The following is a 13389-nucleotide window of genomic DNA, read 5'->3' as shown; positions in this document are numbered from 1 at the left end:
GTCCGCCGCACCCCCGCGTCGGCGGCACGCAGGTACGGCTCAGGGCGCCGCCGCACGCAGGCGGCGACGCCCTCGCCGCCGGGCGCCCGGCAAGCTCCGCCTTCCGTGTCAGCGCAGGCCTCGCCGCTCGTCCTCGGTCACCGTCGGGGCGACCGGGGGAACGACAACCCGGCGGCGGCGCAGGATGCTTGTGTACACGGCGGTGCCGATGATCCCGACGGCCATGAGGATCAGCCCCACCAGATCGAGGTCGACCGCCTCGACCTCCCAGTCGGACGCGAAGGCGAGTACGGCTCCGACGGCGATCAGGACGATGCAGATTCCCAGACCCATGGTTCCTCCCTTGTGGGGTCGGATGTTCCTCGCGTACCCCGGTCCGTGACGCTCACCCTCTCGACGTCGGTAGGACGGGGCCGAGGACACCGGATGTTTGGCGTGCTCGACGGCGGTGAGGCGAACCGGACGAACCTGTTCGACTCACCGATGGGGAGCACATGGAGAGCGTGATTCGTCTGGCGATCTCCGTCGGCGGCTCGGCGCTGGCGGCCTTCGTCGTCTGCCGAGCGGCGGACCTGCTGGCACGGTTCGCCGACGCGCGGCATCCGGAGACGCCGCTGTGGGGGCTGCTGCGCCGCTGCCGTACACCGCTGTACGTCGTCGTGCTGGCCGCCCTGCTCAGATGGACCTACCCGGTGGCGGCCCCGGGGCGGGGGCCGCTCGAAGAGCATGCGGAGGCGGTGAGCCGCGTCCTGCTGTTGTGCCTGATCGGCGGCGGAGCCTGGCTGACGGTACGGACGGTCGCGGCCGTCGTCGAGTCCTCGTACGCGCGGTACGCCGGGCGGTCACGCGACGCCGCCCGGCTCCGCCGGGTCCGTACCCAGGTCACGCTGATCATGCGGGTGGTGTCCGTCGCCGTCGGGGTGCTCGCCGCTGCCGCGGCACTCGTCACCTTCCCCTCGTTCCGCACCCTCGGCACGTCCCTGCTCGCCTCCGCGGGCATCATCGGCATCGTGGCCGGTGTGGCGGCCCAGTCGACGCTGAGCAACCTCTTCGCCGGCTTCCAGATCGCGTTCGGCGACATGGTCCGCATCGGTGACACCGTCGTCGTGGACGGCGAATGGGGTGTCGTGGAGGAGGTGACGCTCACCTTCCTCACGGTCCGGACCTGGGACGAGCGTCGCGTCACGCTCCCCGTCTCGTACTTCACCTCGCGGCCGTTCGAGAACTGGTCGCGCGGCGGCGCGGAGATGACGGGCTCGGTGTTCGTGCACTGCGACCACACGACACCGGTCGCGCTCGCACGGGCGCACCTCGAGAAGTTCCTCACCACGTGCGGCACGTGGGACGGGCGGGGCTGGGACCTCGCCGTCACCGACACCTCGCCGACCGGCATCACGGTGCGGGCGATCGTGACCGCCAAGGACCCCGACGACCTGTGGACGACCCGGTGCGCGGTACGGGAGGAACTCGTCGGCTGGCTCGCGCGGGAGCACCCGGGGGCCCTTCCCAAGGTCGTCACGGCTCCCGCGGCCGACGCCGACCGGATCCTGTCGCCCCACTCCCGTCGCCCGGGGCGGGCGGAAGTGTGACGACAGGGCCCGGACACGCTACGCCGGTGGGGCGGTGCTCTTTCTGACGACGAGGCTGGTCGCGAGCTCCATGCGGGTCACCGCGGGCTCCCCGGCGCGCAGGCGGAGCAGCATCTGCACCGCTTCCTCTCCCATCTCGCGCAGCGGCTGGTGGATCGTGGTGAGGGGCGGGCTCGACCAACGCGCGATCATCACGTCGTCGTAGCCGACGACGGACAGGTCCTCGGGAACGCGGAGCCCGCACACCCGGGCCGCCTCCATGACGCCGAGCGCCTGCAGATCGCTTCCGGCGAAGACCGCGGTGGGTGGTTCCGGCAGCCGCAACAGCTCCATGGCCCGCTCGTATCCGCCTTCGACGTGGAAGTCGCCGAACCGGACCAGGGACGTGTCGTGGACGAGGCCGGCCATGTTCAGCGCGGACCGGTAGCCGTCGAGCCGGGCCAGGGAACACAGCATGTCCTCGGGGCCGGTGATGATGGCGATGCGGCGGTGCCCTAGGTCGATGAGGTGACGGGTCGCGGCGACGCCGCCGGACCAGTTCGCCGAACCGACGGACGGCACGTCGGGTTCGGGGTCGCCCGCCGGGTCGACGATCACGAAGGGGATCGACCGCGCGTCGAGCTGTCGCTTGACGGCGTCGGGGAGCGAGGAGAACACCAGGACCACGCCGATCGGCCGGCGCTGCAGCACGCCTTCGATCCACTCCGGTGCCGGGGCGTGGCGGGTGCCGCTCTCGGTCAGCACGACGCTCGCCCGGTGGGCCTTGGCGAGGTTCTCCACCCCGCGGATCAGCTCCATGGACCACACGCTGTCGAGCTCGTGGAAGACGAGTTCGATGAGGGGCGCCTCCCTGGCGACGCGGGTGGTCCGCCGGTACGAGTGCGCTTCGAGGAGCTGCTCCACCTTGACGCGGGTGGCCGACGATACGTCCTGTCGGCCGTTGAGGACTTTCGAAACTGTCGAAAGTGACACCCCGGCCTGCTGAGCCACCTCTGCCAGCGTGATTCGCCTGCTCTCCTCGTCATCTCGCATCTGAGCAGCATAAAGCACCGCTCTGCGCCTCGACATGGTCACGCTTTGATAACCCCTCACCGGAGGGTTGACCGGTTCGCCACGTCAACTTTAGCGTCCGTCGGCAGTGAAGTTTCGCCAACACGAGCGAAACTCTTTCGAAAGGTGAGGCGATGAAGCGTCACGTACGGCTCCTCAGAACTGCTGTCGCCGGTGGAGCGTCGCTGGCCATGGCGCTGTCCCTGGCAGCCTGCGGCGGCTCGGGGGACTCCGCCGGAGGCGGCTCGGCCGAGATCCACGTCCTGGTCTACGGCGACGCCACCAACAAGGTGGAGAAGCAGCTCGTCGACACCTTCAACAAGACGTCGAAGGTCAAGGCGGTCCTCGACACCGTCCCCGGCGCCGACTACCAGTCCAAGCTGCAGACGATCATCAGCGGCAAGCAGGCGCCCGACGTCTTCTTCAACTGGGGCGGCGGCAGCATCAAGCCCTACGTCGACGCGGGCCTCCTGATGCCGCTCGACGACTTCATCGCCAAGGACCCCGGCCTGCGCTCCCGGTTCCTGCCGTCGGTCTTCGACACCGCGGTCGTCGACGGCAAGCCGTACGGCATACCGATGCGCGGCACGCAGCCGGTCCTGCTGTTCCACAACAAGAAGGTCCTGGCGGAGGCCGGCGTCGCGGCACCACGCACCTGGGACGAACTCCTGACCGCGGTCAAGGCGCTCAAGGCCGAGGGCGTCACTCCCATCGCCCTCGGCGGCGGCGACAAGTGGCCGACCCAGATGTGGTTCCAGTACGTCTACGACCGGGTGGCCGGCCCCGACCTCTTCCAGAAGGCGGTGAACGGGGACAAGGGCGTCTGGGCGAGCGCCGACAGCAGGAAGGCCCTCGGCATGCTCAAGGAGCTGATCGACGCCGGCGCCTTCGGCACCAACTACGACTCGGTCAAGTTCACCGACGGCGGCTCCCCCGCCCTCCTCGCCACCGGCAGGGCCGCCTTCGAACTCATGGGGTCCTGGGAGTACTCCACCCTGCAGGACGCCTATCCGGACTTCGTCACGAAGGACCTCGGCTACGGCACCTTCCCGACCGTCGAGGGCGGCAAGGGGGACCCGGACAACCTCGCCGGCAACACCAACAACTTCTACTCGGTCCTGAAGACCACCGAACACCCCGAAGCCGTCGCCGAGTTCCTCAAGCTCATGTACTCGGACGAGTTCGTCAAGGGGCAGCTCGGCATCGGCAACCTGCCCACCACCACCAACACCCCGAAGTTCCTTGACGGCTCCGCCAACCCCGCCTACTCGACCTACCAGTACGACCTCGTGAAGAAGGCCCCCGCCTTCCAGCTCTCCTGGGACCAGGCCTATCCCCCGGCGGCCACGACCACCATCCACCAGGCCGTCCAGCAGTTCTTCAGCGGACAGGCGGGTCCCGACGCCTTCATCGCCGCCATGCAGACCCTGCCCGCGGCCTGACCCCCGGAACGCCTGACATGACCACTGCCGCAGTCCCCACCGTGGACAGCACCGGGAAGACGGACCGGCTCGGACGGCCCGTCGGTCGCGTGACCGGTGTGGGCCGCCCGGGCATCGCCTGGGCGGCGCCCGCCGCCGTCTTCTTCGGCCTGTTCGCCCTCGTACCGCTCCTCCTGGTCGTCGTGCTGTCCTTCACCCGCTGGAACGGCCTCGGTTCTCCGGAGTTCGCGGGCCTGGACAACTGGAGCCGGCTGCTCGACGACCCCGTGATGGTGAAGAGCCTCTGGCTGAGCCTGGTGTTCACCGTGCTCGGCGTCGTCGTCCAGACCCCGATCAGCATCCTGCTCGGCGTGTGGGCCGCCGGCCGGCAGCGCAACCGGGCCGTGCTCTCCGCCGTCTACTTCCTCCCGCTCCTGCTGTCCATCACCGCGGTCTCCGTCCTGTGGCGCGCCGTGCTGGACCCCAACTTCGGGGTCCCCTCACAGGTGACGTGGCTCTTCGGCGACGGCAACCTGTTCGGCACGCAGACCGGCGCCATCGGTGTCCTCGTCCTCGTCAGCACCTGGCAGTTCACGCCCCTGCACACGCTGATCTACCAGGGCGCGGCGCGGGCCGTCCCGGGGGTCCTCTACGAGGCCGCCCGGATCGACGGCGCGGGCACGGTCCGCCAGTTCTTCCACATCACCCTGCCGCAGCTGCGCAACACGGTCGTCACCTCGGTGATCCTGATGGTGGTCGGCGGGCTCACGACCTTCGACACCGTGTTGATCCTCACCCAGGGCGGGCCCGGCACCGACACCACGAACAGCGCCTACTACATGTACCAGAAGGCCTTCAAGAGCTTCGACTTCGGAGGGGCCTCCGCGATCGCGCTCCTCCTCGTCCTCGTCGCCACTCTCGTCTCCCTGGCCATGGTGCGCCTCACCGGATACGACAGGATGCGCAGCACCATGGAGGGCGTGTGATGAGGGACCGCCCCAACTACCTGGCCGGACTCGGCTCGCTGGTCTGGCTGTTCGTGGTCGGCCTGCCGCTGTACGTCATGCTGGTCGCCACGTTCCAGTCCCGAAGGGACTACGCGGAGAACGGCCCGCTGGCCCTCCCCGAGCGCTTCACCCTCGACAACTACGTCGACGACCTCACCGACGGCTTCGCGCAGTACCTCCTCAACACGGTCGTCGTCACCGTGTGCGTGGTCGGCATCGTCCTGCTCCTCGTACCGCCCCTCGCGTACGCCATCGTGCGCAGCGACGGCAAGGCCACCGGCCGGATCTTCCGGCTCTTCCTGCTGGGGCTCGCCATCCCGTCCCAGGCCGTCATCGTCCCGATGTTCTACCTCATCAACGAGGCCGGCCTCTACGACAACCTCCTCGGCGTCATCCTGCCGACCGCCGCCTTCGCCATGCCCGTCTGCGCCCTGATCCTCTCCGGCGTCATGCGGGACATCACTCCCGAGCTGTACGAGGCCATGACCGTCGACGGGGCCTCCCCCTGGAGGATCTTCGTCCGGCTGGTGCTGCCCCTGTCGAGGAGCGGCCTCTCCACCATCGTCGTCTTCGCCTCGCTCCAGGCGTGGAACGGCTTCCTGTTCCCCCTCGTCCTCACGCAGTCCTCGGAGAACAAGGTCATCACCATGGGCCTCTACGACTTCCAGACGGAACACGGCGTCGACATCCCCGGTCTCCTCTCGGCCGTCGTCCTGTCCATGCTCCCCATCCTGCTCGTCTATCTGTTCGCCCGTCGCGCCCTGGTCCAGGGTCTGATGGGGGTCGGAGGAAAGTGACCGGCACCGTGGCCACACAGCCCCAAGCCCTGTACCGCGCCTGGCGCGACCCCGCTCTGAGCGCGGAAGCCCGCGTGGACGCGCTGATCCGCGAGATGACCCTGAAGGAGAAGGTCGCCCAGCTCTTCGGCGTCTGGGTCGGCGCCTCCGACGAGGGCGCCGAGGTCGCGCCGCACCAGCACGACATGGAGGCCCCGGTCGACCTCGACGAGCTGCTGCCCGACGGCCTCGGCCAGCTCACCCGGCCCTTCGGAACCGTGCCCGTCGACCCCGCCCTCGGCGCCCTCTCGCTGATGCGTACGCAGGCCCGGATCACCGCCGCCAACCGCTTCGGCATCCCGGCCGTCGCCCACGAGGAGTGCCTCGCGGGCTTCGCGGCCTGGGGCGCCACCGCCTACCCCGTCCCCCTCTCGTGGGGAGCCACCTTCGACCCGGCGCTCGTACGGGAGATGGCTGCCGCCATCGGCCGCGACATGCGGGCCGTCGGCGTGCACCAGGGGCTCGCCCCCGTCCTCGACGTCGTCCGCGACGCACGCTGGGGGCGCGTCGAGGAGACCATCGGCGAGGACCCGTACCTCGTCGGGACGATCGCCACCGCCTACGTCCAGGGGCTCGAGTCCGCCGGGGTCGTCGCCACCCTCAAGCACTTCGCCGGCTACTCCGCCTCCCGGGCCGGCCGCAACCTCGCCCCGGTCGGCATGGGCGCCAGGGAGCTGGCCGACGTGATCCTGCCCCCGTTCGAGATGGCCGTCCGGGAGACCGGCGTCCGGTCGGTGATGCACGCCTACACCGACACCGACGGCATTCCCTCGGCGGCCGACGACCGGCTGCTCACCGGGCTCCTCCGGGACACCTGGGGATTCACCGGCACCGTCGTGGCCGACTACTTCGGGATCGCGTTCCTGAAGACCCTGCACGGCGTCGCCGGCACGTTCGGCGAGGCGGCCGGGGCGGCTCTCGCGGCCGGCGTCGACGTGGAACTGCCCACCGTCAAGGCCTTCGGTGCCCCGCTCCTGGACGCGGTCCGGGAGGGACACGTACCCGAAGCGCTGGTGGACCGCGCGGTCCGAAGGGTCCTGCTGCAGAAGACCCGGCTCGGGCTGCTCGACCCCGACTGGAGCCCGGTCCCCCCGGCACTGCGCGAGGCCGACACCACGGCCGGCCCCGAGACCCTCCGCGGCACGATCGACCTGGACCCGGCCGTCAACCGGGCGCTGGCCGGCCGCATCGCCGAGCAGGCCGTCGTGCTGCTCCGCAACGACGGGATCCTGCCCCTGGACCCGCGTACTCCCCGCCGGATCGCCCTGATCGGGCCCAACTCCGAGGCGCCCACGGCCGTCCTCGGCTGCTACTCCTTCCCCGTCCACGTCGGCGGACAGCACCCCGACGTCCCCGTCGGCATTGCCCTGCCCACCCTGCGCGAGGCCCTCGCGGCCGAGTTCCCCGGCGCCGAGGTCCTCGTGGCGCGGGGCACCGGCATCGACGACGACGGTACCGAGGGGTTCGCCGAGGCCCTCGACATCGCCCGCGGCGCCGATGTCGTCGTGGCGGCCCTCGGCGACCGAGCGGGGCTGTTCGGGCGGGGCACCAGCGGCGAGGGCTGCGACGCCGAGTCCCTCGTCCTCCCCGGCGCGCAGAGCCGGCTGCTGGACGCCCTCCTCGACACCGGGACACCGGTGGTGACGACCCTGCTGGCCGGCCGGCCCTACGCGCTCGGCCGTGCGGCCGACGAGTCCGCGGCCGTCCTGCAGTCCTTCTTCCCCGGCGAGGCCGGAACGGCCGCCCTCGCCTCCGTCCTCAGCGGACGGACCGGCCCGAGCGGCCGGCTGCCGGTCAGCGTGCCGCGCCACCCCGGCGCCCAGCCGTCCACCTATCTGGCCTCGCGCCTCGGCCACGGCAGTGAGGTCTCCAGCATCGACCCGGCCCCGGCCTTCGGCTTCGGGCACGGCCTCACCTACACCACCTTCGAATGGAGCGACCTGGTCGTCGAGGACACCGAGGTCCCCACGGACGGGGAAGTGACGCTCGCCCTCACCGTGGCCAACACCGGCGAACGCGCCGGAACCGAACTCGTCCAGCTGTATCTGCACGACCCGGTGGCCTCCGTGGTCCAGCCCGTGCAGAGACTCGTCGGGTACGTACGGGTCGACCTGTCCCCCGGCCGGAGGGCCAGGATCCGCTCGGTCGTCCCCGCGGACCTGGCGTCGTTCACCGGCAGGGCCGGGAAGCGCGTCGTGGAACCGGGCGAGCTGGAGCTGCGGCTCGGCGCGTCCAGTACGGAGCCGCGGCTGACCGCCCGGGTGACGCTGACGGGTCCCGTGCGGCAGGTCGACCACCACCGGCGCCTGCACGCCGACTTCGAGGTCCTCCGGCACGCCGGACGCTGACCGGACGCACGCGACCACCCGACCGCACCGGCCGGGTGGTCGCCGCCGTCCGGGTGGTCGCCCGGGCCTACGCGCCGGCCCTCCGCTTGTTCCACACGTCGAAACCGACGGCCGCCAGCAGGACGAGTCCCTTGATGACCTGCTGCCAGTCGGTACCGATGCCGACGAGGTTCATGCCGTTGTTCAGCACGCCGAGCACGAGCCCGCCGATGATCGCGCCGAGCACGGTGCCGACGCCGCCGCTCATCGAGGCGCCGCCGATGAACGAGGCGGCGATGGCCTCCAGTTCGAAGTTGAGGCCGGCCTTCGGGGAGGCGGCGTTGAAACGGGCCGCGAAGACCAGGCCTGCCAGCGCCGCCAGCATGCCCATGTTGAGGAAGACCAGGAAGGTGACCTTCCGGTCCCGGACGCCGGACAGCTTCGCCGCCGGCAGGTTGCCGCCGATGGCGTACACATGGCGGCCGACGACCGCGTTGCGCATGAGGTAGCCGAAGCCGACCAGGAGCGCCGCCAGGATCAGCAGCACCACCGGCGCGCCCTTGTAGCTGGCGAGCAGCAGCGTGAAGACGAGGATCGAGGCCGTCAGCGCGGCGAGCTTCACCGCGAACAGTCCGGCCGGCAGCACCTCCAGGGCGTACGCGCTCTGCCGACGGCGGTCGCGGACCTCCTGCCGGATCACCACGGCGATCAGTACGAGGCCGAGCACCAGGGTCAGGTTGTGGTAATTGGTCCTGGGGCCCACCTCGGGCAGGAAGCCGTTGGCGAGCTTCTGCAGGCCGTCGGGGAACGGGCCGAGTGTCCGGCCCTCCAGGAAGACCTCGGTCAGGCCGCGGAAGACCAGCATTCCGGCGAGCGTGACGATGAACGACGGCATCCCCGCGTAGGCGATGAGCAGGCCCTGCGCTGCCCCCGCGACGGCGCCGATGGCCAGGCACAGCAGCGCGGCGACGGGCCATGGCAGGTCGTGCTGGACCATGAGCACGGCCGCCACACCGCCGACGAACGCGGTGATCGAGCCGACCGACAGGTCGATGTGCCCGGCCACGATGACGATCATCATGCCGATCGCGAGGATCAGGATGTAGCTGTTCTGCAGCACCAGGTTGGACACGTTGCGCGGCAGCAGCAGGTCGCCGCCGGTCCACACCGCGAACAGCGCCACGATGACGCCGAGCGCGATCAGCATGCCGTACTGGCGCATGTTGCGGCGCATGCCGTCGAGCAGCGGCCGGGCGGTGCGCCCGGCCGGGCGGGACACCGGCTTCTCGGCCGTGACGTCAGCGCTCATCGTCGTTCTCCCTCGTGTCTTCCCTGGTCATGTGGCGCATCAGCACGTCCTGCGTCGCCTCGGAGCGGGGCACCTCGCCGGTGAGCCGGCCCGCGGACATGGTGTAGATCCGGTCGCACATGCCGAGCAGTTCGGGCAGTTCGGAGGAGATGACGATCACCGCCCTGCCCTCGGCCGCCAGCCGGTCTATCACCGTGTAGATCTCGTACTTGGCGCCGACGTCGATGCCGCGGGTCGGCTCGTCCAGGATCAGCACGTCCGGACCGGCGAAGATCCACTTGCTGAGGACGACCTTCTGCTGGTTGCCGCCGGAGAGCCGGCCCACCGGCTCGAAGACGGTGGGCGCCTTGATGTTCATGGAGGTGCGGAACCCCTCGGCGACCCTGCGTTCCCGGTGGGCGTCGACCACGCCCCGCCGGGCGACCTTGCCGAGCGCGCTGAGCGAGATGTTCCGCCCGATGGTGTCGATGAGGTTCAGCCCGTAGTGCTTGCGGTCCTCGGTGACGTACGCGATGCCGTGCGCGACCGCCTCCGGGACGCTGCGGGTGCGGATCGCCTCGCCGCCCTTGAGGACCGTGCCACCCCCGTACCGCCCGTACGAGCGGCCGAACACACTCATCGCGAGTTCGGTACGGCCCGCGCCCATGAGGCCCGCGAGACCGACGATCTCGCCGCGCCGGACCGACAGCGACACCCCGTCGACGACCTTGCGCCGCCGGTCGATCGGGTGGAACACGGTCCAGTCGCGGATCTCCAGGGCCGGGGCGGTGCCCGGCTCCCCCGCGTACGGCGTGCGGTCGGGGAAACGGTGGTCGAGGTCCCGGCCGATCATGCCGCTGATCATGCGGTCCTCTGTGGTGGCCGGATCCGCCACGTCGAGCGTCTCGACGGTCCGGCCGTCGCGCAGGACCGTGACGGTGTCGGCGACCCGCCGGATCTCGCCCAGCTTGTGCGAGATGATGATCGAGGTGATGCCCTGCTCCTTCAACTCCCCCATGAGATTCAGGAGTTGCGCACTGTCATCGTCGTTGAGGGCGGCGGTGGGCTCGTCCAGGACGAGCAGCTTCACCTCCTTGGACAGCGCCTTGGCGATCTCCACGAGTTGCTGCTTGCCGACGCCGATGTCCGCGACGCGGGTCTGCGGGTGCTCGTCGAGGCCGACCCGGCGCATCAGCCGGGCCGCCTCCCTCAGCGTCTCGTTCCAGCTGACGATCCCGCGCGCCGCCCGTTCGTTGCCGAGGAAGATGTTCTCGGCGATGGACAGGTACGGCACGAGCGCCAGTTCCTGATGGATGATCACGATGCCGAGCCGCTCGCTCGCCCGGATGTCCCGGAAGCGGCAGGCCGCCCCCTCGAAGAGGATCTCCCCCTCGTAACTGCCGTGCGCGTGGACGCCGGAGAGGACCTTCATCAAGGTCGACTTGCCGGCGCCGTTCTCGCCGCACAGGGCATGGACCTCGCCCCGCCGGACCGTCAGCGTGACATCCGCGAGCGCCCGGACTCCGGGGAAGGTCTTGCCGATCGAACGCATCTCCAGGACGGGTCCCGTCATGGTCGCCCCCTCCCGGCTACTTCAGGTCACCGGCGGTGTAGTAGCCGCCGCCGACCAGCACCTGCTCGTAGTTGGCCTTGTCGACGCTCACCGGCTGGAGCAGGTAGGAGGGGACCACCTTGCTGCCGTTGTCGTACGTCTTCTCGTCGTTGACCTCCGGCTTCCTGTCGTGCAGCACCGCGTCGACCATGTTCGCGGCGACCTTCGCGAGCTCCCTGGTGTCCTTGTAGACGGTCTGGGTCTGCTCGCTCGCGATGATCGACTTCACCGAGGCCAGCTCGGCGTCCTGGCCGGTGACCACCGGCAGCGGCTTGGACTTCGAGCCGTAGTCGTCGGACTTGAGCGCGGACAGGATGCCGATCGAGATGCCGTCGTACGGCGAGAGCACCGCGTCGACCCGCTCGGTCTTGTACGTGGAGGTGAGGATGTCGTCCATCCGCCGCTGCGCCTGGCCACCGTCCCAGCGCAGGGTGGTCACCTGGTTGAGGGCGGTCTGGCCGGATCCGACGACCAGCTGCTTCTTGTCGATGTACGGCTTCAGCACGCTCATGGCGCCGTCGAAGAAGTACTTGGTGTTGTTGTCGTCGTTGGAGCCGGCGAACAGTTCGATGCGGAAGGGCCCCTTCTTCGCACCGTCCTTCAGGCCGAGCCTCTCGACGATGTAGGTGGCCTGCAGCTCCCCGACCTTCGTGTTGTCGAAGGAGGCGTAGTAGTCGACGTTCTTCGAGCCCAGGATCAGCCGGTCGTAGGCGATGACCGGGATGTCCGCGTCGGCGGCCTGCTGGAGCACGTTGTTCAGGGACTTGTTGTCGATCGCGGCGACGACGAGCGCCTTCACGCCCTGCGTGATCAGGTTCTCGATCTGGGCGACCTGCTGGTCCGGGTCGTCCTCGCCGAAGACCAGCCTCGTCCTGTACCCCTTCGCCTCCAGGTTCCCGACGACGTTCTTGCCGTCCGCGATCCACCGCTCGGAGGACTGGGTCGGCATCGCGATGCCGATGGTGGCACCCTCGGCACCTTCCGAGGCGTCCTTGCCGCCGCCCTCGGCGTTCTGCCCGCAGGCTGCGAGCGCGAGGGAGGCGGTCAGGGCCAGGGCGCCGGTCACGACGGCTCGGCGATTGCGCATGGTCATCAGTCCTCGTTCTTCTCGTCGTTGAGATCGAAGCGATTCAGGGACCCCGGCAGCCGGGAGCCGAGCGGCGCCATCGCACCGTCCGCGCCGTGCCGGGCGAGCAGGTCCAGGGCAAGGCGGCCGCGCCGCACCCGCTCCCTGGCGGTGTCCAGGGCGAGGGTCCGAAGGTGGTGGCCGTAGGGGTAGATACCGGGAGCCCTGGACAGGCCGAACTTCAGGTAGAGCGGTGCGCCGCGCCGGATCAGCTCGGCGACCTCGTACATCCGCACATGGCCGCCGAGGTCGTCGGGCGCCTCGATGTACAGGTCCATGGGCGCCGCGGAGACCCGCCGGATGCCGGTGAGATGATCGAGCGTCAGATCGCTCGGCACGTTGATCGAGTCGGCGCCGAGACCTTCGTACACCGCGTACGAGGCGGGGTTGACCGGGCCGATCAGCGCGGAGACCTTGAACGTGGTGTCCGCAGGGACGAGGCCCTTGAGGCGCGCCCGGTGCAGCGTCCACAGCACACCCTCGTCGGCGACGAGCAGGCACTTCACGCCGAGTTCGGTGGCGCGGACGGCGTCCTCGACGCAGCCGGCGACGGCGTCGTGGCCCCGCGCACGCGGTCCGGCCCCCCGCGAGTCGGTGCGCACCGAGCCGCCGATGTCCCAGGTGCCGCGCGGGCCGGTGAACAGGCAGAGCTCGACGGCGCGTTCGGTGGTCGCGGCGACCATGTCGGCGATCTCCGCGTCGGTCAGCATCCAGACGCCGCTGCCCTGGCTGATCCGGTGTACCGGCACGTCGAGCCGCTCGGCCTCCGCCAGGACCACGGTCAGCGCCTCGTAGCCCTCGCAGGACGGAATCTCGGTGCGCCAGCGGCCGCCGCCGGGAAAGGTGTGCGGCGAGGCGTCGGCGGGTGCCGGAGCGGGCGCCCCGAGGCCGAGCGCGGCGAGCGCGTGCTCGGCGGGCCGGCGGGAGGCCGGGGAGGAAACGTCGGTCACGGACCGTCCTTCATGTTCGATATACCGGACATGGTTCGAAGTGGTGGGCACAGGCCTCCCCGGCCTTGGGCAAGGACGGGGTTGGGGCCGAGGCTCGGGCTCGGAGTCGGGGCTCGGGCTCGGAGTCCGGGCTCGCGCTCGGACTCCGGGCTCGCGCTCGGACTCCGGGCTCGCGCTCGGTCT

At 70.2% G+C, this 13389-nt stretch carries 11 protein-coding genes; 5 read left to right on the top strand and 6 right to left on the bottom strand.

Features of this window, described 5'->3' with window-relative positions; translation table 11 throughout:
- Window positions 1-108: 108 nt before the first annotated feature.
- Window positions 109-333, bottom strand: a complete 225-nt coding sequence (locus ACZ4XX_RS05920; protein ID WP_468506721.1) for a DUF6458 family protein — start codon at window positions 331-333, stop codon at window positions 109-111.
- 161 nt (window positions 334-494) lie between these two features.
- On the opposite strand from ACZ4XX_RS05920, the gene ACZ4XX_RS05915 reads away from it, so the two are divergent.
- The gene (locus ACZ4XX_RS05915; protein ID WP_468506720.1) at window positions 495-1589 is read left to right on the top strand and encodes a mechanosensitive ion channel family protein; all 1095 of its coding nucleotides are present in this window, start codon (window positions 495-497) and stop codon (window positions 1587-1589) included.
- An 18-nt stretch (window positions 1590-1607) separates the two neighbouring features.
- Here the strand turns inward: ACZ4XX_RS05915 and ACZ4XX_RS05910 are convergent, their stop codons facing one another.
- Window positions 1608-2621 (bottom strand): LacI family DNA-binding transcriptional regulator, encoded by a 1014-nt coding sequence (locus tag ACZ4XX_RS05910; protein ID WP_468506719.1) that lies wholly within the window; start codon window positions 2619-2621, stop codon window positions 1608-1610.
- A gap of 152 nt (window positions 2622-2773) precedes the next feature.
- Here ACZ4XX_RS05910 and ACZ4XX_RS05905 point away from each other — a divergent pair, with 152 nt between their 5' ends.
- Genes ACZ4XX_RS05905 through ACZ4XX_RS05890 form a run of 4 tightly spaced genes read left to right on the top strand, consistent with a single transcriptional unit; the run spans window position 2774 to window position 8251 of the window.
- Window positions 2774-4081 carry an ABC transporter substrate-binding protein gene (locus tag ACZ4XX_RS05905; protein ID WP_468506718.1) on the top strand — a complete coding sequence of 436 codons (1308 nt, stop codon included), beginning with the start codon at window positions 2774-2776 and terminating at the stop codon, window positions 4079-4081.
- Between the two features lie 17 nt (window positions 4082-4098).
- Window positions 4099-5046, top strand: coding sequence for a carbohydrate ABC transporter permease (locus tag ACZ4XX_RS05900; RefSeq protein WP_468506717.1), 948 nt, complete (start codon window positions 4099-4101; stop codon window positions 5044-5046).
- Window positions 5046-5864, top strand: coding sequence for a carbohydrate ABC transporter permease (locus tag ACZ4XX_RS05895; protein ID WP_468506716.1), 819 nt, complete (start codon window positions 5046-5048; stop codon window positions 5862-5864). Before ACZ4XX_RS05900 ends, ACZ4XX_RS05895 begins: the two co-directional genes overlap by 1 nt.
- Before the next feature lie 8 nt (window positions 5865-5872).
- Window positions 5873-8251, top strand: coding sequence for a beta-xylosidase/alpha-l-arabinosidase (locus ACZ4XX_RS05890; protein WP_468506715.1), 2379 nt, complete (start codon window positions 5873-5875; stop codon window positions 8249-8251).
- A 67-nt stretch (window positions 8252-8318) separates the two neighbouring features.
- Here ACZ4XX_RS05890 and mmsB read toward each other — a convergent pair whose 3' ends face one another.
- The 4 genes from mmsB to ACZ4XX_RS05870 are packed head-to-tail and all read right to left on the bottom strand — an operon-like array spanning window position 8319 to window position 13206.
- Window positions 8319-9539 (bottom strand): multiple monosaccharide ABC transporter permease, encoded by a 1221-nt coding sequence (mmsB, locus tag ACZ4XX_RS05885; RefSeq protein ID WP_468506714.1) that lies wholly within the window; start codon window positions 9537-9539, stop codon window positions 8319-8321.
- The gene (gene mmsA, locus ACZ4XX_RS05880) at window positions 9529-11076 is read right to left on the bottom strand and encodes a multiple monosaccharide ABC transporter ATP-binding protein (protein WP_468506781.1); all 1548 of its coding nucleotides are present in this window, start codon (window positions 11074-11076) and stop codon (window positions 9529-9531) included. The genes mmsB and mmsA overlap by 11 nt, the downstream gene beginning before the upstream one ends.
- Before the next feature lie 31 nt (window positions 11077-11107).
- Complete coding sequence (chvE, locus tag ACZ4XX_RS05875; protein ID WP_468506713.1) at window positions 11108-12217, bottom strand: multiple monosaccharide ABC transporter substrate-binding protein; 1110 nt, start codon at window positions 12215-12217, stop codon at window positions 11108-11110.
- A 5-nt stretch (window positions 12218-12222) separates the two neighbouring features.
- The gene (locus tag ACZ4XX_RS05870) at window positions 12223-13206 is read right to left on the bottom strand and encodes a hypothetical protein (protein ID WP_468506712.1); all 984 of its coding nucleotides are present in this window, start codon (window positions 13204-13206) and stop codon (window positions 12223-12225) included.
- Window positions 13207-13389 lie beyond the last annotated feature (183 nt).

The sequence above is a fragment of the Streptomyces sp. NPDC029956 genome (assembly GCF_055574655.1).
This window is presented reverse-complemented; position numbering and strand designations above follow the sequence as displayed.

What these genes read in the sequence shown, in the direction of transcription:
- ACZ4XX_RS05920 (WP_468506721.1), bottom strand. Translation starts at nt 333, where the DNA reads ATGGGTCTGGGAATCTGCATCGTCCTGATCGCCGTCGGAGCCGTACTC.
- ACZ4XX_RS05915 (WP_468506720.1), top strand. Translation starts at nt 495, where the DNA reads ATGGAGAGCGTGATTCGTCTGGCGATCTCCGTCGGCGGCTCGGCGCTG.
- ACZ4XX_RS05910 (WP_468506719.1), bottom strand. Translation starts at nt 2,621, where the DNA reads ATGCGAGATGACGAGGAGAGCAGGCGAATCACGCTGGCAGAGGTGGCT.
- ACZ4XX_RS05905 (WP_468506718.1), top strand. Translation starts at nt 2,774, where the DNA reads ATGAAGCGTCACGTACGGCTCCTCAGAACTGCTGTCGCCGGTGGAGCG.
- ACZ4XX_RS05900 (WP_468506717.1), top strand. Translation starts at nt 4,099, where the DNA reads ATGACCACTGCCGCAGTCCCCACCGTGGACAGCACCGGGAAGACGGAC.
- ACZ4XX_RS05895 (WP_468506716.1), top strand. Translation starts at nt 5,046, where the DNA reads ATGAGGGACCGCCCCAACTACCTGGCCGGACTCGGCTCGCTGGTCTGG.
- mmsB (WP_468506714.1), bottom strand. Translation starts at nt 9,539, where the DNA reads ATGAGCGCTGACGTCACGGCCGAGAAGCCGGTGTCCCGCCCGGCCGGG.
- chvE (WP_468506713.1), bottom strand. Translation starts at nt 12,217, where the DNA reads ATGCGCAATCGCCGAGCCGTCGTGACCGGCGCCCTGGCCCTGACCGCC.